Annotated in this window: 16 protein-coding genes; 4 read left to right on the top strand and 12 right to left on the bottom strand. The window is 61.3% G+C overall.

Going from position 1 to position 17,529, the window contains the following annotated elements:
* Window positions 1–87 precede the first annotated feature (87 nt).
* The 9 genes from JNK74_03250 to JNK74_03210 form a co-directional block, all read right to left on the bottom strand.
* Complete coding sequence (locus tag JNK74_03250; GenBank protein MBL7645188.1) at window positions 88–858, bottom strand: RDD family protein; 771 nt, start codon at window positions 856–858, stop codon at window positions 88–90.
* Window positions 855–1,886 carry a stage II sporulation protein M gene (locus JNK74_03245; protein ID MBL7645187.1) on the bottom strand — a complete coding sequence of 344 codons (1,032 nt, stop codon included), beginning with the start codon at window positions 1,884–1,886 and terminating at the stop codon, window positions 855–857. Before JNK74_03245 ends, JNK74_03250 begins: the two co-directional genes overlap by 4 nt.
* Window positions 1,883–3,232, bottom strand: coding sequence for a DUF58 domain-containing protein (locus JNK74_03240; GenBank protein ID MBL7645186.1), 1,350 nt, complete (start codon window positions 3,230–3,232; stop codon window positions 1,883–1,885). Before JNK74_03240 ends, JNK74_03245 begins: the two co-directional genes overlap by 4 nt.
* Window positions 3,229–4,212, bottom strand: coding sequence for a MoxR family ATPase (locus tag JNK74_03235; GenBank protein MBL7645185.1), 984 nt, complete (start codon window positions 4,210–4,212; stop codon window positions 3,229–3,231). The genes JNK74_03240 and JNK74_03235 overlap by 4 nt, the downstream gene beginning before the upstream one ends.
* Window positions 4,213–4,237: 25 nt before the next feature.
* Window positions 4,238–5,572: a hypothetical protein gene (locus tag JNK74_03230; protein MBL7645184.1), complete on the bottom strand. Its 1,335-nt coding sequence runs from the start codon at window positions 5,570–5,572 to the stop codon at window positions 4,238–4,240.
* Window positions 5,559–7,352 (bottom strand): hypothetical protein, encoded by a 1,794-nt coding sequence (locus JNK74_03225; GenBank protein ID MBL7645183.1) that lies wholly within the window; start codon window positions 7,350–7,352, stop codon window positions 5,559–5,561. The genes JNK74_03230 and JNK74_03225 overlap by 14 nt, the downstream gene beginning before the upstream one ends.
* Before the next feature lie 2 nt (window positions 7,353–7,354).
* A complete protein-coding gene (locus tag JNK74_03220) occupies window positions 7,355–7,738 on the bottom strand; it encodes a rhomboid family protein (protein MBL7645182.1) in 384 nt (127 codons plus the stop codon).
* A 296-nt stretch (window positions 7,739–8,034) separates the two neighbouring features.
* Window positions 8,035–8,559, bottom strand: a complete 525-nt coding sequence (locus JNK74_03215) for a hypothetical protein (GenBank protein ID MBL7645181.1) — start codon at window positions 8,557–8,559, stop codon at window positions 8,035–8,037.
* A gap of 60 nt (window positions 8,560–8,619) precedes the next feature.
* The gene (locus JNK74_03210) at window positions 8,620–10,794 is read right to left on the bottom strand and encodes an aminotransferase class I/II-fold pyridoxal phosphate-dependent enzyme (protein ID MBL7645180.1); all 2,175 of its coding nucleotides are present in this window, start codon (window positions 10,792–10,794) and stop codon (window positions 8,620–8,622) included.
* 237 nt (window positions 10,795–11,031) lie between these two features.
* Here JNK74_03210 and JNK74_03205 point away from each other — a divergent pair, with 237 nt between their 5' ends.
* From JNK74_03205 to JNK74_03190, 4 genes are all read left to right on the top strand, one after another.
* Entirely contained in the window at window positions 11,032–11,907 is an 876-nt protein-coding gene (locus tag JNK74_03205; protein MBL7645179.1) for a hypothetical protein, read from the top strand.
* 30 nt (window positions 11,908–11,937) lie between these two features.
* On the top strand, window positions 11,938–12,468 hold the full coding sequence (locus JNK74_03200; GenBank protein ID MBL7645178.1) for a hypothetical protein: 531 nt from the start codon (window positions 11,938–11,940) through the stop codon (window positions 12,466–12,468).
* A gap of 181 nt (window positions 12,469–12,649) precedes the next feature.
* Window positions 12,650–13,240, top strand: coding sequence for a sigma-70 family RNA polymerase sigma factor (locus JNK74_03195; GenBank protein ID MBL7645177.1), 591 nt, complete (start codon window positions 12,650–12,652; stop codon window positions 13,238–13,240).
* Entirely contained in the window at window positions 13,240–15,048 is a 1,809-nt protein-coding gene (locus JNK74_03190; GenBank protein ID MBL7645176.1) for a hypothetical protein, read from the top strand. Before JNK74_03195 ends, JNK74_03190 begins: the two co-directional genes overlap by 1 nt.
* Window positions 15,049–15,080: 32 nt before the next feature.
* Here JNK74_03190 and JNK74_03185 read toward each other — a convergent pair whose 3' ends face one another.
* The 3 genes from JNK74_03185 to JNK74_03175 are packed head-to-tail and all read right to left on the bottom strand — an operon-like array spanning window position 15,081 to window position 17,529.
* The gene (locus tag JNK74_03185) at window positions 15,081–15,710 is read right to left on the bottom strand and encodes a membrane integrity-associated transporter subunit PqiC (GenBank protein MBL7645175.1); all 630 of its coding nucleotides are present in this window, start codon (window positions 15,708–15,710) and stop codon (window positions 15,081–15,083) included.
* 5 nt (window positions 15,711–15,715) lie between these two features.
* A complete protein-coding gene (locus tag JNK74_03180) occupies window positions 15,716–16,699 on the bottom strand; it encodes an MCE family protein (protein ID MBL7645174.1) in 984 nt (327 codons plus the stop codon).
* A gap of 41 nt (window positions 16,700–16,740) precedes the next feature.
* Window positions 16,741–17,529 (bottom strand): ABC transporter ATP-binding protein, encoded by a 789-nt coding sequence (locus JNK74_03175; protein ID MBL7645173.1) that lies wholly within the window; start codon window positions 17,527–17,529, stop codon window positions 16,741–16,743.

Below are 17,529 nucleotides of genomic sequence, written 5' to 3'. Positions count from 1 at the left end.
TTGTGAATAATCATGGCAGGGAATTTCCAAGGGAGGACGCCAACCGTGCGTCTCCGATACATCGCTTGCCGCACGGGCCGAAAATCTTCAGCCCCGCTTTCCGCGGAACACCGAGTCTACCGTGTTGCGAAGATACTGTTCGTCGGTAATCCCGGCGATAGCCGCGTCGGGGAATTCAACCTTCTCGCGGAAGTGATCCGTCAGCTCCCTGAAAACGCGAACCCGAGCCGCGGGGTCAAGGGTATCCCGCCGAAGCAGTGCGCGTACCAGCAGGTCCGCCTCTTCCGGGCTCACTTGCTGGCGCAGGCGACCTTCCAGGTGGGGGTAGTCCCGAAAGGAGTTATATTTTCCGGGGAGTACCCGAGCGAAGTCCGGGGGGACGTCCTGCGGCAGGTAGGTGACGATGGAGTTGGCCGCAATATCGCCCAGTCGTTGATTCCGCGCATTGAAGAGCATCGTGGTCCCACCCAGAGCATAGGCGAAGGGGAGCATGTCCACCACGCGGATAAGGTTTCGAAGCACGATCTGGTGCAATTGAAGCCGGAGCCCGCCCGCGTCCATCACCCGGAGCCGCAGGATGCGTTTCCCAAGGGTTTGTCCGCGAAAACGCCACTCCATGACGATACGATAGCCGAAGCCGAAGGCAAAGATGAAAATGATGGCGAAAGCAAAGCCCACGTTGCCCACGAGCGCGCCGCTGAATCCGGCAATGGAGAATGCGGCCGAAGAGACGGCGGCGATCACGAGCACATCAATTATCCAGGCGAGAAAACGGGTGAAGGGCCCCGCCAGGTACAGGGAAAAGGCGACACCTTCGGGTGTCTGAATCAGGATTCGCTTTCGAAAGGGCAGGCTCATGCGGGTCTCGGTGCTCCGGCGGTCCTGGCGTTGTCCTCGGCGGGGGCCCGTCCCGCGCGGCTCAGATAGACCACGAGGGCCGCCAGTTCGAGGGTTCCGAAGCTGATCTTAAGCCAGTAGGGAAGATGGGGCTCGTGGTACTGGGAGAAGAAGGACTCGACGATACCGGCCCATACGAGCATGATGGCCACCCCGGTGATGAGCGTGACGAGATCGGGACCCACCGCGCGCAGGCGCGCACTGAGCACGTGGTGGTCGCCGAAGCCGATGAGGGCATGGGCCAGCACCAGGCCCGCCTGCCCGGCCAGAAAGATGGCGGGCAGTTCGATGGAGCCGTGGGGAAGCAGCCACCCGAGAAGGAAGACCGTCTGGCCGTCCGCCATATAATCAAACACGACCGCCCCGAGAATGACGCCGTTGTAAAAAAGGACGAGAAAGGTACCCAGGCCAAAGGTCATGCCCAGGGCAAGAGCCATGATACTGACCCGGATGTTGTTCTGCATCAACTGGGCGGAGAATACGCTTCGAGAGCCGGCCATACGGTCCTCGGTAACCGCTTCTTCCCGGGCCACGCGGTCAGACGGGCTACCCATGAGGTGGTCAAAGGGCAGTATGACGCGCTTGGCCGGTGAGTCGGTGGCCACGACGAGGGCCCCGAATGCCGCACCGAGCAGCGTGACGAAGAGCGTCAGTTGGAAGGCGCGAATGTGGCGACGGAAGGTTTGCGGGAAGGTCTTCATGACCCACTCGCCTGCCTGGATACGGCCGGAACTCCGGCGCACTTCGTGGACCTCGGCGTAGGCCCGCGCCACCAGATTCTCCAGGTGGCGCCGGGTCGTGGGCTCGGCGGAAAAGGTGCTGATCCGCGCGAGGTCAGAGGCGGTGCGCTGGTAGAGATAGTTAAAGCGCTTCACCTGCTCCAGGGAAAGAGGATTGCCCGAGCGCTCTTCCAGGATGGTGAGCTGGTGATCGAGTTCGTCCCAGTAGGGCTGTTCGGAGGCGATAAACTTTTCAAGGTCGATAATCATAAGAGTTGCCGCTGCTTTACGCTGACATACTGGGCCACCATGTCGCCGCAGAGGCTCTCGTGGCCCGCGAGGTGCATATCCACGCCGTGGCGGTGAAGGCTCCGTTGTGTCTCGCGAAGACTTTGCCATTGGAGATGTCCGCCGAGACGGGCATAGATTTCGTCGGTATCCCGGACATCGCCGTGGCTGAAGAGGGGCCGCACATGGCCCGGGGTAATCATGTTGACCATCACCAGATGGCGGTTGCTGAGGAACTCGAGGTTTCTGCTGAGACTCTCCGCGAGCACGGGGTCGTCCAGATTGGTCAGGAAGATCACGAGGGCGCGCCGCCGGAGTCGCATGCGGATGAAGGTGCAGACATCTTCGAAATCGGGATTCACGATCCGGGGCTGGAGCGTGTAGAGCGCCTCCCGGCAGCGATTGAAGTGGCCCCGTCCTTTGCTCGCGCGGATAAAGGCGTGTACCTGATCGCTGAAGGTCACCAGGCCAAAGAAGTCCCCCTGTTTCTCCGCGACAACCCCCAGAAGCAGGGCCGCGCGCAACAGAAGTTCCAGTTGGGCCTCCGAGGCGCCCTCCGGAAGGCGTCCGGGTATGGGGCGGGCGCTCAGGCGCGATGCGTCCACCACGACATAGACCTCCTGGGTGCGCTCCACCTGGTAAGTCTTGGTGATGGGGTGCCCGCGCCGCGCGGTGGCCTTCCAGTGAATGTCCTCGTAGCTGTCGCCGGGGATATACTCGCGCAATTGCTCAAATTCGCGACCTTTGCCGACCAGGCGCTGGGCGTGCATGCCCGATCCTTCGCGATTGAGGAAAAGAGACGCCATGCGGTTGCGTTCGGCCAGAAGATTCGGGTAGATGCGTAGTTCCGCCCGCTGCACATAGTGCCGCCGGATCGCCCACAGTCCGAGTGCGGATACTTCCTCAATGTACACGTCCGTGATGAAGAACTGGCCCCGTTGGACGGGCAGGCACTCCCAGGAGATCGGATAGGTCCCCGCCGCGCCGGGTACATGCGCCGTCTGGACCGGCTGGGCGATCCGCAAGGCCTCTGGAAAGGCGAGGCCGACTCGAATGAGGCGGGTTTGTACGCCGTCCGATTCCTTGACCAGCGAGGCAAGAAAGGCGCCGGGTCGCTGAAGAGACAAGCGGCTGATCGGGGGCAATTGCACCGTAACGGCCGGTGCGGCGCGCAGGCCACGGGCGAGGTCCCCGATGGCGATTGCCGCCACGAGAAGGAAAATCGCCAGGCACGGCAGGGCGAGGCCGGGGGAGAGCCCCCCCGCCAGTCCCAGTGGAAGGCCGAGCCAGGCGCACCACCAAAGTAATCGTGTGGTGGGAGCGCTCATCGCGGCACGGTTACCGTAGTGAGCAGTTCCTGGATCACCTCTTCCACGGTCAAGCCCTCTATTTCGAATTCGGGCCGCAAGACCAGCCGATGGGCGAGCACCGGAACGGCGAGGTACTTGATGTCGTCGGGCGATACGAAATCCCGCCCGCGCAGGGCCGCATTGGCGCGGCTTGCCAGCAAGAGGGCCTGGGTGGCGCGGGGACCCGCACCAACCAGAACACTGCTGTAGGCCCGGGTTTTTCTTACAATGGAGACCGCGTAGCGGATGATTTCTTCGCGAACCGCCACGGACTCCATGGCCTGACGGCACTGGACGAGGGCTTCGGCGCTAAGGACGGGCTGCACGCTGTCGTCATGGAGCACGCGTTCTGGGGCATTGGCGGAAAGGGACCGATAGGCCAGCATCAATTCCTCGTTTTCCTCGGGGCAATCCATTCGAATCTTAAGGAGGAATCGGTCTTTCTGGGCCTCGGGGAGCGGATAGGTGCCCTCGTATTCGATGGGGTTCTGGGTCGCGAAGACGGAGAAATTCGGGGCCAGGGCGTAGGTTTCCCGATCAATGGTTACATTCCGCTCCTGCATGGCCTGCAAAAGGGCGCTCTGGGTCTTGGCGGGGGCGCGGTTAATTTCATCCGCCAGCAAAAAAGTGGTGAAGATCGGGCCCTTCACGAGGGTGAACCCGTTCTCCTTCATGTTGAAGACGTTGGTGCCAATGATATCCGTAGGCATCAGGTCGGGCGTGAACTGGATACGCCCGAACTCGCAACCGAGCACCTTCGCCAGGGTGCGCACCAAGAGGGTCTTGGCCACGCCGGGTACCCCCTCAATCAGGGCGTGCTGACCAGCGAAGATGGCCACCAGGGCATGATCCACCACGGACTGCTGGCCGATAATCACTTTCCCGATTTCACCGCGGGTGCGCTGCAGCACCTCATGGAGCTGTTCGATACTGTAATTCAAGGGGGTATCCTTTCCCATCGGGCGGCGGCTGGCCGCTGTGCCGTTATTTGTGATGTAGTTCCCGCGAGATTTCGTTGTAGACCGCGACCAGGTCGTTTTCCTTGCCTTCACTTATTCCGCGCGATGCCGCGATTTGCCGCACCTGCTGGAGCCTGGGGTCGTGCTGAAACTGCTGGCACCATTCCCGGACGCACGTGTCGAGGAGTGCGCTCCGCGGAATAAAGCGCGCCAGTAGATTATCGAGTCCGTCTTGATGGCTGCGTTCGGCAGCGGTGGCGGCTGTGGGAAGTGGCGGGACGTCGCGGCGCGGGATCAAGGTGGCCGCGTGATGCCAGACGAAAAGTATCCCCAGAAGGAGGAATCCAAAGAGCACACCATGCAGTCGATAGCGCCGTACAAGCGTCATGATCCGGTCCTGCTGCCGCGTGCCCAGATGGGCCTCGCTGAAGAGTACCGTCCTATTGCCTCCCAGCAACCACGACAACAATTCCGGATTTCTGTTCTTGCGGAGCGCTTCGTTGCTCAAGAAGAAGGCATCGCTGCACAGCACGATGGTCCCGGAGCCTATTTTTCGCTCCATCATCCCGACCTGCGTGACTTCACCCTCTCGTGCCGTCTTGCCATAGATGTTTGTCCAGCCTTCATCGGGCGGGACGAAATAGAGGCCGGAGCGTCCTTCCAGGTTCGCTTCAACGGGAAGGGCTTCGTCCAGGCGAGCCAAACGGGTTACCGCCGGCGGCTCCGCAAACTCGTATTCAAAGTCCCATCGTTCGGACAGGTCCTCGACCGGCGGGCCGAAATCCATGAGTTCGTCCTCCGGTTCGCGCTCGTCCCGCTTCTCGGACTCCTTCGCGGGAGTTTCTTCGGTTTGAGGCGCCTCGGTGGGGGCCGCCGTATCCGATTCCGATTTCGCCTCCTCCTCATCCGCCGTCTCGCCATCCGTCGCGGCCTCATCCTCCTCCTCGCGGCGATCACGAGCGCGAAGTTCATCATCCAGCGCCTCGAGGGAAAGGTCATTGCCGATGGGGTAAAAGGCGATGACAATACGTCCACCGGTGGCGGCGAATCCTTCCAGAACATCGAGCACGGGGACGGGATCGGGTCCAATGCTCGCCCCCGCGATGACCAGGGTGCTATCGTTCCCAAGCGGCAGCTCGCTGAAGTCGCCTATATAGCGATCGGTCGCGACACCTTCCATCCGATCCAACGCGTTGTAAAGCGCCATCATGCCCAGGGGGTCGGCGCGGTAGGTGGAGTAGGGTGCGAAGGTCGTTCCGCTTTCACCGCTGAGTCCGAGAACATGCACGAACACCGCTACACCAAGCACGGCGGTGAGAGCGCCCGCGACCGGGATCCATTGGCGACTATTCAACCGCATGGCGCAGACGCTCCTGATGGTCGTGCATCTGATTGAGCATTGCGACGTTGGCTTCGTGCTCTCCGTACCACACGGATTCGTATAGAAGGGCCAGTCGGGAAAAGAGCGCCGGTGCCTCGCCGAGGCTGCTTTCGCGACGTCGCAATTCCTGCTGATAGTCCATGTTGGACTTAAAGCGGGCGATTCGGATCGCTTCGTGACGGGCGAGCGTGGCCAGAATGGAGAAAAACAAGGCGCGGGTCGCGAGTCGGTAATCCCCTGAGTTCGCAAGTTCCTGTGCCAGGCGATACCATTCATCTTCGGGGAGGTCCGCGGCCGTTGTGGCCTCGTCCTCCAGATCGGGCGCGTTGGCTTCCAGGGGCGCAATGGCCACCAGTTCCTCCGGGGGGCGCTGCCGATAGGATATCCAGACCAGATACAGGGTCAGGAGAACGAGAACCACGCCGATGACGACCGTCAATATGCGAAGAGAGGGGCTGAAGCCGCTGAAGAACCCCTTCTGGGGGGCTTCGGAATCGTCGCCGCTAAGCCAGTCTCTGAAATCGCGCCACTTATCCTTGACCCAATCCATGATGGCCTTTGCCCGGTCACGAAGGTCCTGGACGAAGTCATCCAGGGCCTGAAGCAGCCAGGGCAGCTCCGCGTCCGGGGCGGCTTCACGAGGCATACGCCAGGTGTAGCGCGCTTCTTCGAGTTCTTGCCGAAGCGCGGAATCGAGGCTGGCTGCGGGGGGCGAAGTTTCGGGCTGGGCCTCCTGCGCGTAGCCGGGCAATCCGGCGCCGAAAGCAATGACCAACAGGGCCGTGGCGGCGCGCAGCGCCCGTTGGCTCCGGATCCGCTGGAGGCTGACTTGAAGGTCCACACCCGTTTTCTGTGAAAATCCATTGTGGCAGCGCAGGGCGTAGGCCGCTTTCAGCACGGGATCGAGGGCGAGGTACGTCAGCCCACAAATCATTGCCGTGAAAACCGTGTTGTCCGCCAGCGCGCCGGGGTTGCGCGCATAGAGAGTGTCGGCCCCGGTGAGGATGTGGAAGAATTCGATGCCGAAAAAGACCGTAGCGCCGATTCCCATGGCGAGTGTGGTTGCCACCGGCGACAGCGGCAGCATGGCGATCAGAAAGAGAATCCCGTAGAAAGTGCCCAGCGACATGAAGAAGGAGAGTTGGTCCAGACCCTGTTGGAGTCCGTCAAGAACGGGAAAGGTCACGAGGTATACGATACCACCGCCGACCACCATGAGCGGACTGCAGAGCCAGAGCAGCGCGTGATTCTGGCGCGGCCAGAGAATGGCCTGCCCGAGGGCGTCACGGGCCAGTTGCCGGACGCCGCCGGCGCCGCCATCGTCGAGCAGGGTGGCGTTCTGATACCAGGCGATGGAATAGGCCATGGGGATAAGGGTCACCATGCCTATCGGGTATACCACGATGACCGTGGCGTGAATCAGGGCCTGGCGGCAGAGGGTGCGAAAAAACTGCCCGAAGGTCCAGGGCGTCAATTCGCCGTCAACCAGGGTCGCCCGCAGATGTTGGGCGAAGCGTGACTGGAAGGTCTTCATCACCACAAACAGCAACGCCAGCATCAGGGCGCCCGTACTGGCAAAGGCGTGTGCGTCGGGGCTGTGGGTCATGGCGGACCAGTAATAAACGGCCGCTACGACAAAGGGCAAGGTGCCCATTACATACAGGGAGGCCGCTACAACCCCGGTGCGGAGAAGCAATTGAAGGGCTTCTTCGACCAGCAGCAGCGCGGAGATCTCGGTCCGTTTTTGTTCGACGTTCACGTTCAACGCGCGCCTTTCCCCAGGCTGGAAGCAAGGGCGTCCGCGACTTCATCGTCGGGCTGATCCCGCGCCGGATCATCGGAGTTTTCGGTCTCAATCTGGTGAAATTGAGAGGGGACCAAAAGGAGGGCGCGGCCAACGCCGTAAAAGGACAGCCATAGTACGAAGAGGGCCACAAGGAGTTGCAGTGTGGGGATAATGGGCCAGGGGCGGCGTTCCGTCGCAACCTGGGCCGAGGCGAGGGCCTGGATACACGATGCGCACAATAACTTGTGGTCGTGCTCGGTCACGCATTCTCGACAATAGTGGCGGCGACAGGAGGGACACCGGGCCACGGCTTCGCGCTGGCCGTGGTTAAAGCACCGTGTGAGGGTCAGAGAACCCAATCGCCCGTCCTTCCGTTGCGGGGTATCCCGCGCCTCGTCTCATCCATCATACCCCCGGCGGCCGCTTCGCATTCGTTCCGGGGTATCGATCCCAAGTTCCGCACTTCAAGAGCGCGGCCGACATCGGTGAGTCTCACGGGAAAAGCTGCGAATCGCCCCCGCGCTGCCTGGGCCGCCCCAACTATATACGCGATTGGTCCTCCCTTGCGCAATTTTTCGAGAGGGGCGACACGCCGTTGGATGCGTGGATTGCCCGATCACGCGCGAGCGACCCACAGGCGCGAGGCGGGTGGGGTCTACTTCTTGCGCAGGTGCTCCGGCATGACCATGCGCCTGCCGGGTACTGCTGCGGGCGTGGGTGCGGTGGGCCGATCATTCTCGCGACGGAGCGCCTTGCGGGAGGCCCGGCGATTCTCCACCGCCGCCATGACATCGTTCATATCGCTGCCCTCCTTGGAAACCATTCGCTGCCGGAGATCGTAGATTGCCTGGGCGCACTCCCGATCAAGATTCACCAGGCAGCGTTGGCAGAGCCGTTTGGAAGTGCTGATGGCGGGCGCGCCGCATCGGCCACAGGTGGCGTGGTTTTCCTGGGCAATGTTGTCAATGCGCCCCTCGCGGAGCATTCGCAGGACGCAATCCAATCCGACACCCGCCTCGGTAGCCACCTCTTCGGCGTTCAGATGGGACTCGCGGGACAGGACATCCTGTATCCGGCTGAAGTCGACGTCTTCTTCCGGCTGGCAGTTGGTGCATACCTCGGAGACCACTTTGTTGAAAAGTTTGTCGCACCGGGCACATTTCGCGAGTCGAAAATCCAAGCTCAAGCCTCCAGATATCTCTGCCAAAGTATACCACCCGCGCCCCGGAGTGCGCCCAACCTATTTTTTAGCATGTTGGAGGACTTTTTTCAATGCGGAGACGACTTCGTGAACATTTCGGTCGGAAAGCTGGGGGTGAAGTGGAAGAGAAAGAATCTCCTGGGAGGCGGCCGTTGCGACGGGAAGGGATTCCGGTGTCATTCCGAGGACCTCCCGGTAGTAGGCGTGGAGATGGAGGGCGTGGAAGTGTACGCCGGTGCCGATGTTTTCCTGGCGGAGTTCGTAGGCGATTTCATCCCGGTTTCGGGTGAGCTGGTTCAGATTAAGCCGAATCACAAAGAGGTGCCACGCATGCTCCACGTCCGGTCGAACGGCAGGCAGACGGATTTCCGGAACGTCCTTGAGTACCTCCGTGTACATTCGGGCGAGGCGCTGTCGGGCGGCCTTGAAGGCGGCGAATTTCTTGAGCTGTTCCACGCCCATGGCGGCGCTTACATTGCCCATGAGATACTTGAAGCCCGGCTCGTGTACCTCAAGGGGCCGCGCTATGGCGCTACGTCCATATCGATCCCAGGCCGTATGGTCCAGCCCGTTGGTGGCTAGTGCCCGCAGATGTGCGGCGGTTTCCGCATCCTCCACGGCGAGCATGCCGCCCTCCATCGTGGTGATGTTTTTGATCGAGTAGAAACTGAAACAACCGAATTGGGCGTCGGCGCCCACGGGCACGCCCCGATAGGCCGCGCCCAGCGCATGGGCCGCGTCCTCGATAAGCGGGAGCTTGTGCCGGGCCGCGACGGCGCGCAGCGCGTCCATGTCGCAGGGATGTCCGGCCAGATGAACGGGAATGATGGCCCTGGTTCGCTCGGTGATGGCGGCCTCGACGGCGGCCGGGTCCAGATTCAGCGTTTCGGGGTCGACATCGGCGAAAACGACCCTGGCGCCCATGTTCAGCAGGGTGTTCCCGGTGGAAGCCCAGGTAATCGGCGGCGTTATGACTTCGTCACCCGGCTTGATGCCCAGGTGGACCAGTGCAAGATGGATCGCCGCCGTGCAGGAGGTGACCGCGACGGTGTGGCGCGCGCCGATCGTCCGGCTGAAGGCCGCTTCGAAGGCGGCGATGTGGTGACCCGAGGTGAGCCAGCCGCTGCGCAGGGTCTCCAGCACCGCCTGCTCCTCTTCTACTCCCAGGCTGGGACGACTCAGGGGCACGAAGCGCGCCGCCACGGGATCGCCTCCCTGGGAAACCGGTGTCGCGAGGAGGCGTTTGACCCGCTGCGCGTTGAAGAAGGCTTCGGAAAAGGGGTTGTCTTCCATGGTACGGATGTACCCGAGAAGTTCTTCAATACCGTGATCGATAGTACGCGCGCATTGGAAACCCGGCAGGGTGTGTACCTTGTCAAAGTTTACGCGATAGGTGCGGCGGTCATCGTCGTCGGTGGCCCGGTCAATGGCGGTCCCCGGTACGTGGGACGCGACACGGCCCGCTAGATCGGAGACTCTGACGTTGAGGTCGTTACGGCCCAGGTTGAAGATTTGTCCGCCGACGAAGGATTCCGGGGCATTGAGAAGGGCTAGATAGCCCCGGGCGGCATCGTCAACATGGAGAAAGGGCCGCCACTGGCCGCCGCCGCCGCGAATTTCTATTCGACCATGGCGGAGGGCTGTTGCGGCCATCTGGTTAATGGCCAGATCAAAGCGCATGCGAGGAGAGACGCCGAAAAGGGTCGCCGCCCGCACCACTACGGGGCTGAAGCTCTCGGAGGCCATGGCGAGCAACCCCTGTTCGGCGGCAAGCTTCGTGCGGGCGAAGGCGGAAACCGGGTTTGCCGGGCTGGCCTCATCCAGCCATTCAAATACCCCTTGCCCGTAGACGGAGCACGACGACGCCAGGATGAATCTTCCGACACCGGCCTGGACACAGCCACGGGCGAGTTCCAAGGTGCTCTCGACATTGACGTCCCAGGCCATGTCGGGGTCGAGATCGCAGGAGGGGTCATTGGCCAGCCCCGCGAGATGGATGACGGCATCGACTCCAGAGAGCAACGCGCCCAATTCCTGCAGCCGACGAACGTCGCCTTCGAGGAGTTCAAAATCGGAGCGGGATTGACAGGGGGCAAGTCCTTCGTGGCCGTAGCATCCGCGATCAACGACACGAACCGCCCACCCGGCCTCCAGCAAGCGAGGTACGAGTCTGCAACCGAGGTATCCCGACCCGCCCGTAACCAGAACGCGCATGCAACGTAACTCCAAGCCACCACACCGGAATCCGCCGGCCCGATTCCGAATTCGAACACCGAAAGAGACAACTGGCGCCGGTACGACAGGCCCGTCGGCGGTGGAGTATAGCATGAGAAGAAAAGGTCTGCCACGTGCCGAGTTTCTGTCCGCCGCAATTTTCTGGTATGGTTTCAGTATACGCGGCGCGAGACACCCTACGCTCCAATTTCGAAGCACAGGCTTTACAGTGTACTCATGAAAGACAATTCCCCAAAAAGCGGGCCGGAGCTCCGGCAACTGGAGTTTGGATTTGATGCCCCCGCGCCCGAAGTGTCCCCATGCACCGGCGCCGCGAGAAGTCTGACCGATTCGGGTGGCGGCACTGCGCCCTGTCGCGCCGCGGCGACGTATGAGGAGTTGCGCGAAGACACGCTCCAGCGCGTTGCCGATGCCCTGCATCGGGAGTTGACATCCGCCACCGGGGTGGATATCCGGCTCAGGATTACCAATAACACATCAACGATGATGAGTTTGCGGTACGAGTCGGCGGGCCGTCGCGCGCTGGTGGGGCTTCATCATATGTTTCTGGAGGCGCCCGAGGAGATACGAAAGGCCCTGTCGGCCTGGATCGTCAAACCGAGCGCCAAAGTGCCGGGGAAAAAGCTGGAAGGCTATATTGCGGAGCGTCGTCACATGATCGCGGCGAAAGCGCCCAAGTCGGTGGCTTTGCGCACACAGGGCGAGTTCTTTGATCTGGCGGCGCTATTTGAAGAGGTGAACAAGGCGGAGTACGACAATGTCGTTAAGACGCCGATCACCTGGGGCAAAATGCCGGCGCTGCGACAGAGACGCTCCATTCGTTTCGGAAGTTTTTCGCCCGGGGAGGATCTTATCCGTGTACATCCCCTGCTCGATCAGGACTTTGTGCCGCGATTCTTCGTCCGCTATATCGTTTTTCACGAAATGCTTCACGCCCACATGGGGATCGAAGAAACGGCGACCGGTCGGCGCAAGATCCACCCTCCGGAGTTTCGCCGCCGAGAAGCGGCCTATGTTGACTATGGGCGGGCCGTGGCATGGATGGAAGATGAAAAGAATCTGAGGCGTCTGCTGCGCACGCCACGCGGATAGGGGGCCGTTATCGATGGATTACAGGCAACCATGTTGAGACTTTGGGTCGCCCTGCAGGGCTCGCTGAAGATCGTCGTGATGGCTGGATTAATCGGCGGCGTGTCGATGCTGGTGTCCTACGCGGTGGTGCACACCCTGGCGAAAGATCTTGCTGCGGAAAGAGGCGTGGATCCGGCGGTGCTTCGCCGGGCCAATATTCTGCGCGATTTTTCCAACGAACTGGCGGTGCTGTGCAATACCTATGCTCACCGAATTCCGGTGGATCCCACGAAGGCGTCCCCGCAGTCCCTGGATTGGGTGGAAAAAGTTGCCCGACCTGAGCTGCAATTCCTACAACGCCGAATGGATGAGGTAATTCGGGAGGACAGTACGGAGTCGGCGCAACTGGAAGCCACGGTGGCTCGGTGCGCGGCCATGGCCCGTTACCCCCGGGACGCCACACTCCGCGCGGCGGCCCTGCGGGAGGCTGCGGCGACCATAGGGCTGGTCGATGCGTGGATCAGGGCCGAAGGGGTGGAGAGGCGTCTTTCCCGACCGGCGGTAGTCCGCCAGTTTCCATGACGGGGGACACTCGGCGTTTGGTCGGGCGCAACCACATGGCGTACAATAACTTAAGTGACCGGATCGGCAACGTGAAAGGATTTTCTGTGATGTTTTTCCCACTGGCTTGTAGGGTAAGCAACTGGGAACGAGAGAGGATAATTCTATGGCAAGGCAGGCGCTGCAACGTGCGGGGTTGCGCATGAGTGGCACCTCAACCGAGACCGACGAACAATTGATGGAGGCCCTGGACGCAGGCGACGACCAGGCGCTTGCAGAGCTCGTCGAGCGCTACCAGAATGATATCTTTCGTTTTTGTCTTCACTACCTTAAGAATATCGAGGTGGCGAAGGAAATGGCGCAGGAGACTTTCCTCCGTATCTACACGGCGCGATCCCGTTTTGAGGTCAGTCGCAAGTTCAAGCCGTGGATGCTTTGCATCGCGCGCAACCTGTGCCTGAACGAATTGAAGCGGCGGAAGATGGTGCAGATGGAGACGCTGGAGGAATATGCGAGTTCCGCGCGCGAGGAATCCGGAGAACTGCTTCGCGCCCCCGAAGACAGTCCCTATGAATTGCTGCTGACTCAGGAGCGGCACCGCCATCTGCTCGGTGTGCTCGACGCATTGCCGGAGGAGGCGCGAGAAATTGTTGTTTTACGTTATTTTCAGAAGCTTTCCGCACGCGAGATCGCCGAGATCGTTGACAGTACGGAAGGGGCCGTCCGGACCAGGCTGCACCGGATTCTGAAACAGATGCGCGATGGCTTTACCCTTGATAGAGACGACATGTGATGATGAACGCCGAACACAGCAGGCGCGATGACGCCCTTGGCCTCTTGTTGGCCGGTAACGACCATGCCGAGGGCATGGACTCCGCCCGGGCGCTGCTCCTGGAGGATCGAGCGTTTCGCGATGAGTTCGAATCCCTGCAAAGTCTTGGCGCGTCTCTGGAAGATCTGGGTGACGCGCTTGGCCGCCAGGCGGGGTCGGTGAATTTGCTCGACGATGTGTTCGACTCCATCGCCCATATGGCCTTCGAAGATCTCGGCGCGGCCAAGGCAAGCCCCTACGGCGATGTGGAACGCGAGTTGCGCGCCATGCGAAAAGCCTTTGAGGCCCAGGCGCCCCAGGTTTCGCTGGTGGGCGACATTATGGCCGCCGTGGCCGCGGGTAGGAAATCCGACGCGGAAGTGGAGCGTCCCTTCGCCGGTGTGGCCATGGCGTTGAACGGTCTGGGTTCAACCCTGAATTCTCTGGCGCCGGAAGTGGCTCTGGTTGAGCCGGTGATGGAAGAAGTCGAGCGCAGCCATGCCGCCGAGCGGGTGGTAACCCCCTTCCGGGCGCGTCCGGCGGTATCCGAAGCCCGCATGGTTTCCCGGCGTCGTGCTTACTGGCCCGCCCTGGTTGGCTGGGCCGCCGCCGCTGGTTTCTGCGCCCTGGCGGGTTGGATGTTTTTTGCGGATCAACCGGGGAATACTTTGGGTAGCGACCGAATTGCGTCTACGCAGTCTTCCCCGGATTCCAATATCGGTGCCGTAAATAACAACGGAGCGTTGGTTCGGGTGCGTCCCTTCGGTACGGAAAGCGCCTCAGATCCGGATAACGCCACGGATGTGGCGCCCCAGGATGCGCCCAAGTCCCGTATTAAGGAGCCGGTCACGCTGCAGGACGCCATCAACGCCCGGCGCAGCGATTTGCTTGCCCAGAACAACGACTTTGCCCTGCTCGCGTCGCTGACGGGTGATGAAGCGAGCGAACTTCTCAAGAGCATGGATCTCTCGGTGGAAGCGCTGCTGGGCGCGGCACAGTTTCTCTCAACGGATGAGGCTATCGCCGTGCTCCGCGCGGCCATTGCGGAACATCCGGACGACCCGCAGTTGAAGTATGCGCTGGCCATGAATCTGGAGGGGAACCCCGAAGCGGTGGAGGAGCGCATGCAGCAACTTGCCCAGCTTGCATCGGCGGACAGCGACAACGGCCTGCCCCACTATATGCTGGCGGCGGACTATTTTGAACAGGGCGATATGGCCCGCGCGCTGGAGTCCCTGGGTAAGGGGGCCTCCTTCGGCGACGCGAGCGCGTACACGCTGGAAAGCGCCAATCAGCGCGAGGCGGCGTTCGTCGCCAGTGGCCTTTATGTGGACACGGCCCGTTTTCTGGCCCTTTCCACGGCGGGAAGTGGCGAATATGGGGATATTACCGCGCTCCGGAATGAATTGTTGGAATTTGGCGCACACTATGAGCAACTGGGCGAATACGAGACGGCGGAGCAGATCTATAACGCCGTCAACGAGCTAGGCGAGCAGTTGGTTGCGGGCGCCGCGATGGCGGTGGAGCAGCAGTACGGTCTGGAGACCCAGCAGGACGCGATTCTGGCGATTCAGGGAATTGCGGAAGTCTTCCAGCAGCCGGAAACCGTGGCCCTCCTCGGCGAGACCCTCGGATTCCTGGCGGATAGCATTGTGGACGTTACGGAGTATATCGCGGCTCGCCAGGACATGGTGATCAATCCGGCAATTTCCGGGCAACTGGACTGGAGCGCCTTCTTGAATCACGTAATGAACAGCGGAGATCTGAACGTCTCGGGATTTATCCGCTGAGCCTCGAGAATTGACGATTGGCGCCGCCTCGCTCAGAGCGCGGCGCCAATTTTTTTGCAGGTCTGGGTGACCACGCTGGCCACCGAGGTGCTCATGGCTTCGGCGACGCTCGCCAGAGACGCGTCGGAATGAAGGCTCTCACCTTCCGCACTGGCGGGGAAGGGGGTCTCTCCCGTCACGTAACCCTGCCAAAGACTCACGCCACTTTCCGTATCCCGAATAATACAAATTATCTCGACTACCGCCGCCGGCGTCTCCCGGTTGTAGTCCGCCTCAAAGCGCCGTAGTTCTCCGGTAAGGATAAAGTTGGGGCGGGCGATATTTGCGGCGTCGTCCACCTCCGAAAAACCCTCGAGCTTGATGAGTCCATCCGTCAGTGCCCGGTTGACCATGGTTGCGGGCAGATCGGCCCACTCCGCGTCATGATAGTAGGCGAGGCGGTTATCCTCAGCCGTGTAGGCCACGGCGAGCTTGTAGGGCTTGGCGCCGATCAGGGGGCGGATGCCCAGGGACTTTCCGGAGTTTGCCATGGCGTCCACGGCTATCTCCGGGGTGATGGTATAGTAGCGCGTGGGAGATATGGTGGCGGCGGTCAGGCAGCCGCCGAGGGTGGCCACTGAGGTCATCAAGATTCCCGCGAGGGCGGCGTGCAGCTTCGTCATTATGGTTATTCCTTTATCTTGGCTTTGCCCCGTACGAGGGACGAGGGATCCTGCTTGAGTTGCCCGATGAGGGCTTCCAGTTCGAGGAGGGTCTCCGCAGTGGTCGTCAGGGTATTGCGGAAGCTGTATTCGATGTTGTCGGCTTCATGAAGCATGGTCGCCGAAGACGAGTCGAGCTTTGCGACGGATCCGTTCAATTGCATTGTCAGCGTGGCGATTTGTTCCAGCACGGTGTCCAGCTTCGACCCAAGGGCCTTCACGTCCAGCTCTTCGGTCTTTTCCCGTGCAACGGACAGAAATGCGCCCGCTTCGTCCGATGTCGAGCGTATGTTCTGGCTGAGGGCGATGACTTCGCTGGTGACGGGCTCAATTTTTCCCTCGAGGGATTCCATCGTGCCGCGCGCCGCCGCCAGCGTGGACTTCGCTTCGGTGGCGAGCCCCTCGGCTTCCGCCAGGATCGTATCCACGCGTGCGAGGATGTTGGTGAGCGCTCCCGGCTCCATGCCGCTGAGTCCGGTCTCAACTTTTCCGACAATGACTGAAACGTCGTCCATCAATTCTTCCACTTTCGTGCTGATCGACGCGAATGCGGAAGGCCGTGCCGGTATCTGGCTTCCGGGCGGCAGGGCGCCTTCCTCCGGGTTCCCGCCCGAGAGTTCGATGGCCATGGTGCCCGCGGCGAGGCTGTAGAGGACAAGCTGGCCTTGCACGCCTTGACGGAGTTTGATCTTGGCGGGGTTGATGGCTATTTCGATGTGGGCCTGATTGGATGCGGTCACGGAAATGTTGGTGACTTTTCCCACGGGCACACCGAGATACTGAACGATACCGCCTTCATAGACGCCCAGCACCGAGTCCTTAAACTCGAGCCAGTAGGGTACACCCTGTTCGGTGTAGGTGCCGGAAATGTAACTGAGGGCCGCCGCGATGAGTGAAAAACACATCACGAGGAAGACGCCTACCTTCGCTTTGACTTTTCTGGTGGCCATACCCGCCTCCTGAATTTATGGTGAGCGCCGAAGCGGCGCGACTATACGTTTCGCTGCGCGATGAATTCATCGGGCCGACGGTCGAAGAGCTGTCGCACCCGTTCCACGCGGGTGCTTTCAGCCTCCTCCAGGGTGCCCGTAAAGATGACTTTGCCCCGGTCGAGCATGAGAATTCGGTCGGCCACTTCCCGGATGGAATCGAGCTCGTGGGTCACGATGACGAACGTGAGCCCGAGGAGCTTTCGCATGTCCAGGATAAGGCGATCAAGCCCCGCCGCCATGATGGGGTCAAGCCCCGCGGAGGGTTCATCGAAAAAGACCAGTGGAGGATCCAGCGCGATGGCCCGCGCGAGGCCCGCCCGCTTGCGCATGCCTCCGGAAAGCTCGCTGGGCATGAGATGGGCGGAGTCGCCCAGCCCCACAAAGCTCAGCTTCATGCGCACGACCGCCTCGATCAATTCCTCATCCATATTGCCGTATTCCCTCAGGGGGAGGGCGACGTTGTCGCCGACGGTCATGGAGTTGAACAGTCCGCTTGATTGAAAGGCGATCCCGATGGTCCGCTGCAGAACCGCCAATTCTTCCTCGTCGAGGCGGGTGAGATCCTGGTCTCGATAGACAATGCTGCCCGCACTCGCCCGGAGGAGGCCGCACATGTGGCGCAGCAGGGTGGTCTTGCCGCATCCGCTGCCGCCGATGATGACGAAGATCTCGCCCGGGTAGACGGCGCAGGAGACATCATCCAGGATAAGGGTTTCCCCGTAGTAGGTGATGAGATTCTTCACCTCGATGATGGGCGTGGCCCGCACTGTCTCGCCGTGCCTGTCCAT

It is taken from the genome of Candidatus Hydrogenedentota bacterium (assembly GCA_016791475.1).
Taxonomy (GTDB): domain Bacteria; phylum Hydrogenedentota; class Hydrogenedentia; order Hydrogenedentales; family JAEUWI01; genus JAEUWI01.
Note: the sequence above shows the minus strand (reverse complement) of the source record. Positions and strands in the feature narration are given on the sequence as shown.

What these genes read in the sequence shown, in the direction of transcription:
- JNK74_03250 (MBL7645188.1), bottom strand. Translation starts at nt 858, where the DNA reads ATGAGCCTGCCCTTTCGAAAGCGAATCCTGATTCAGACACCCGAAGGT.
- JNK74_03245 (MBL7645187.1), bottom strand. Translation starts at nt 1,886, where the DNA reads ATGATTATCGACCTTGAAAAGTTTATCGCCTCCGAACAGCCCTACTGG.
- JNK74_03240 (MBL7645186.1), bottom strand. Translation starts at nt 3,232, where the DNA reads ATGAGCGCTCCCACCACACGATTACTTTGGTGGTGCGCCTGGCTCGGC.
- JNK74_03235 (MBL7645185.1), bottom strand. Translation starts at nt 4,212, where the DNA reads ATGGGAAAGGATACCCCCTTGAATTACAGTATCGAACAGCTCCATGAG.
- JNK74_03230 (MBL7645184.1), bottom strand. Translation starts at nt 5,572, where the DNA reads ATGCGGTTGAATAGTCGCCAATGGATCCCGGTCGCGGGCGCTCTCACC.
- JNK74_03210 (MBL7645180.1), bottom strand. Translation starts at nt 10,794, where the DNA reads ATGCGCGTTCTGGTTACGGGCGGGTCGGGATACCTCGGTTGCAGACTC.
- JNK74_03205 (MBL7645179.1), top strand. Translation starts at nt 11,032, where the DNA reads ATGAAAGACAATTCCCCAAAAAGCGGGCCGGAGCTCCGGCAACTGGAG.
- JNK74_03200 (MBL7645178.1), top strand. Translation starts at nt 11,938, where the DNA reads ATGTTGAGACTTTGGGTCGCCCTGCAGGGCTCGCTGAAGATCGTCGTG.
- JNK74_03195 (MBL7645177.1), top strand. Translation starts at nt 12,650, where the DNA reads ATGAGTGGCACCTCAACCGAGACCGACGAACAATTGATGGAGGCCCTG.
- JNK74_03190 (MBL7645176.1), top strand. Translation starts at nt 13,240, where the DNA reads ATGATGAACGCCGAACACAGCAGGCGCGATGACGCCCTTGGCCTCTTG.
- JNK74_03185 (MBL7645175.1), bottom strand. Translation starts at nt 15,710, where the DNA reads ATGACGAAGCTGCACGCCGCCCTCGCGGGAATCTTGATGACCTCAGTG.
- JNK74_03180 (MBL7645174.1), bottom strand. Translation starts at nt 16,699, where the DNA reads ATGGCCACCAGAAAAGTCAAAGCGAAGGTAGGCGTCTTCCTCGTGATG.
- JNK74_03175 (MBL7645173.1), bottom strand. Translation starts at nt 17,529, where the DNA reads ATGGACAGGCACGGCGAGACAGTGCGGGCCACGCCCATCATCGAGGTG.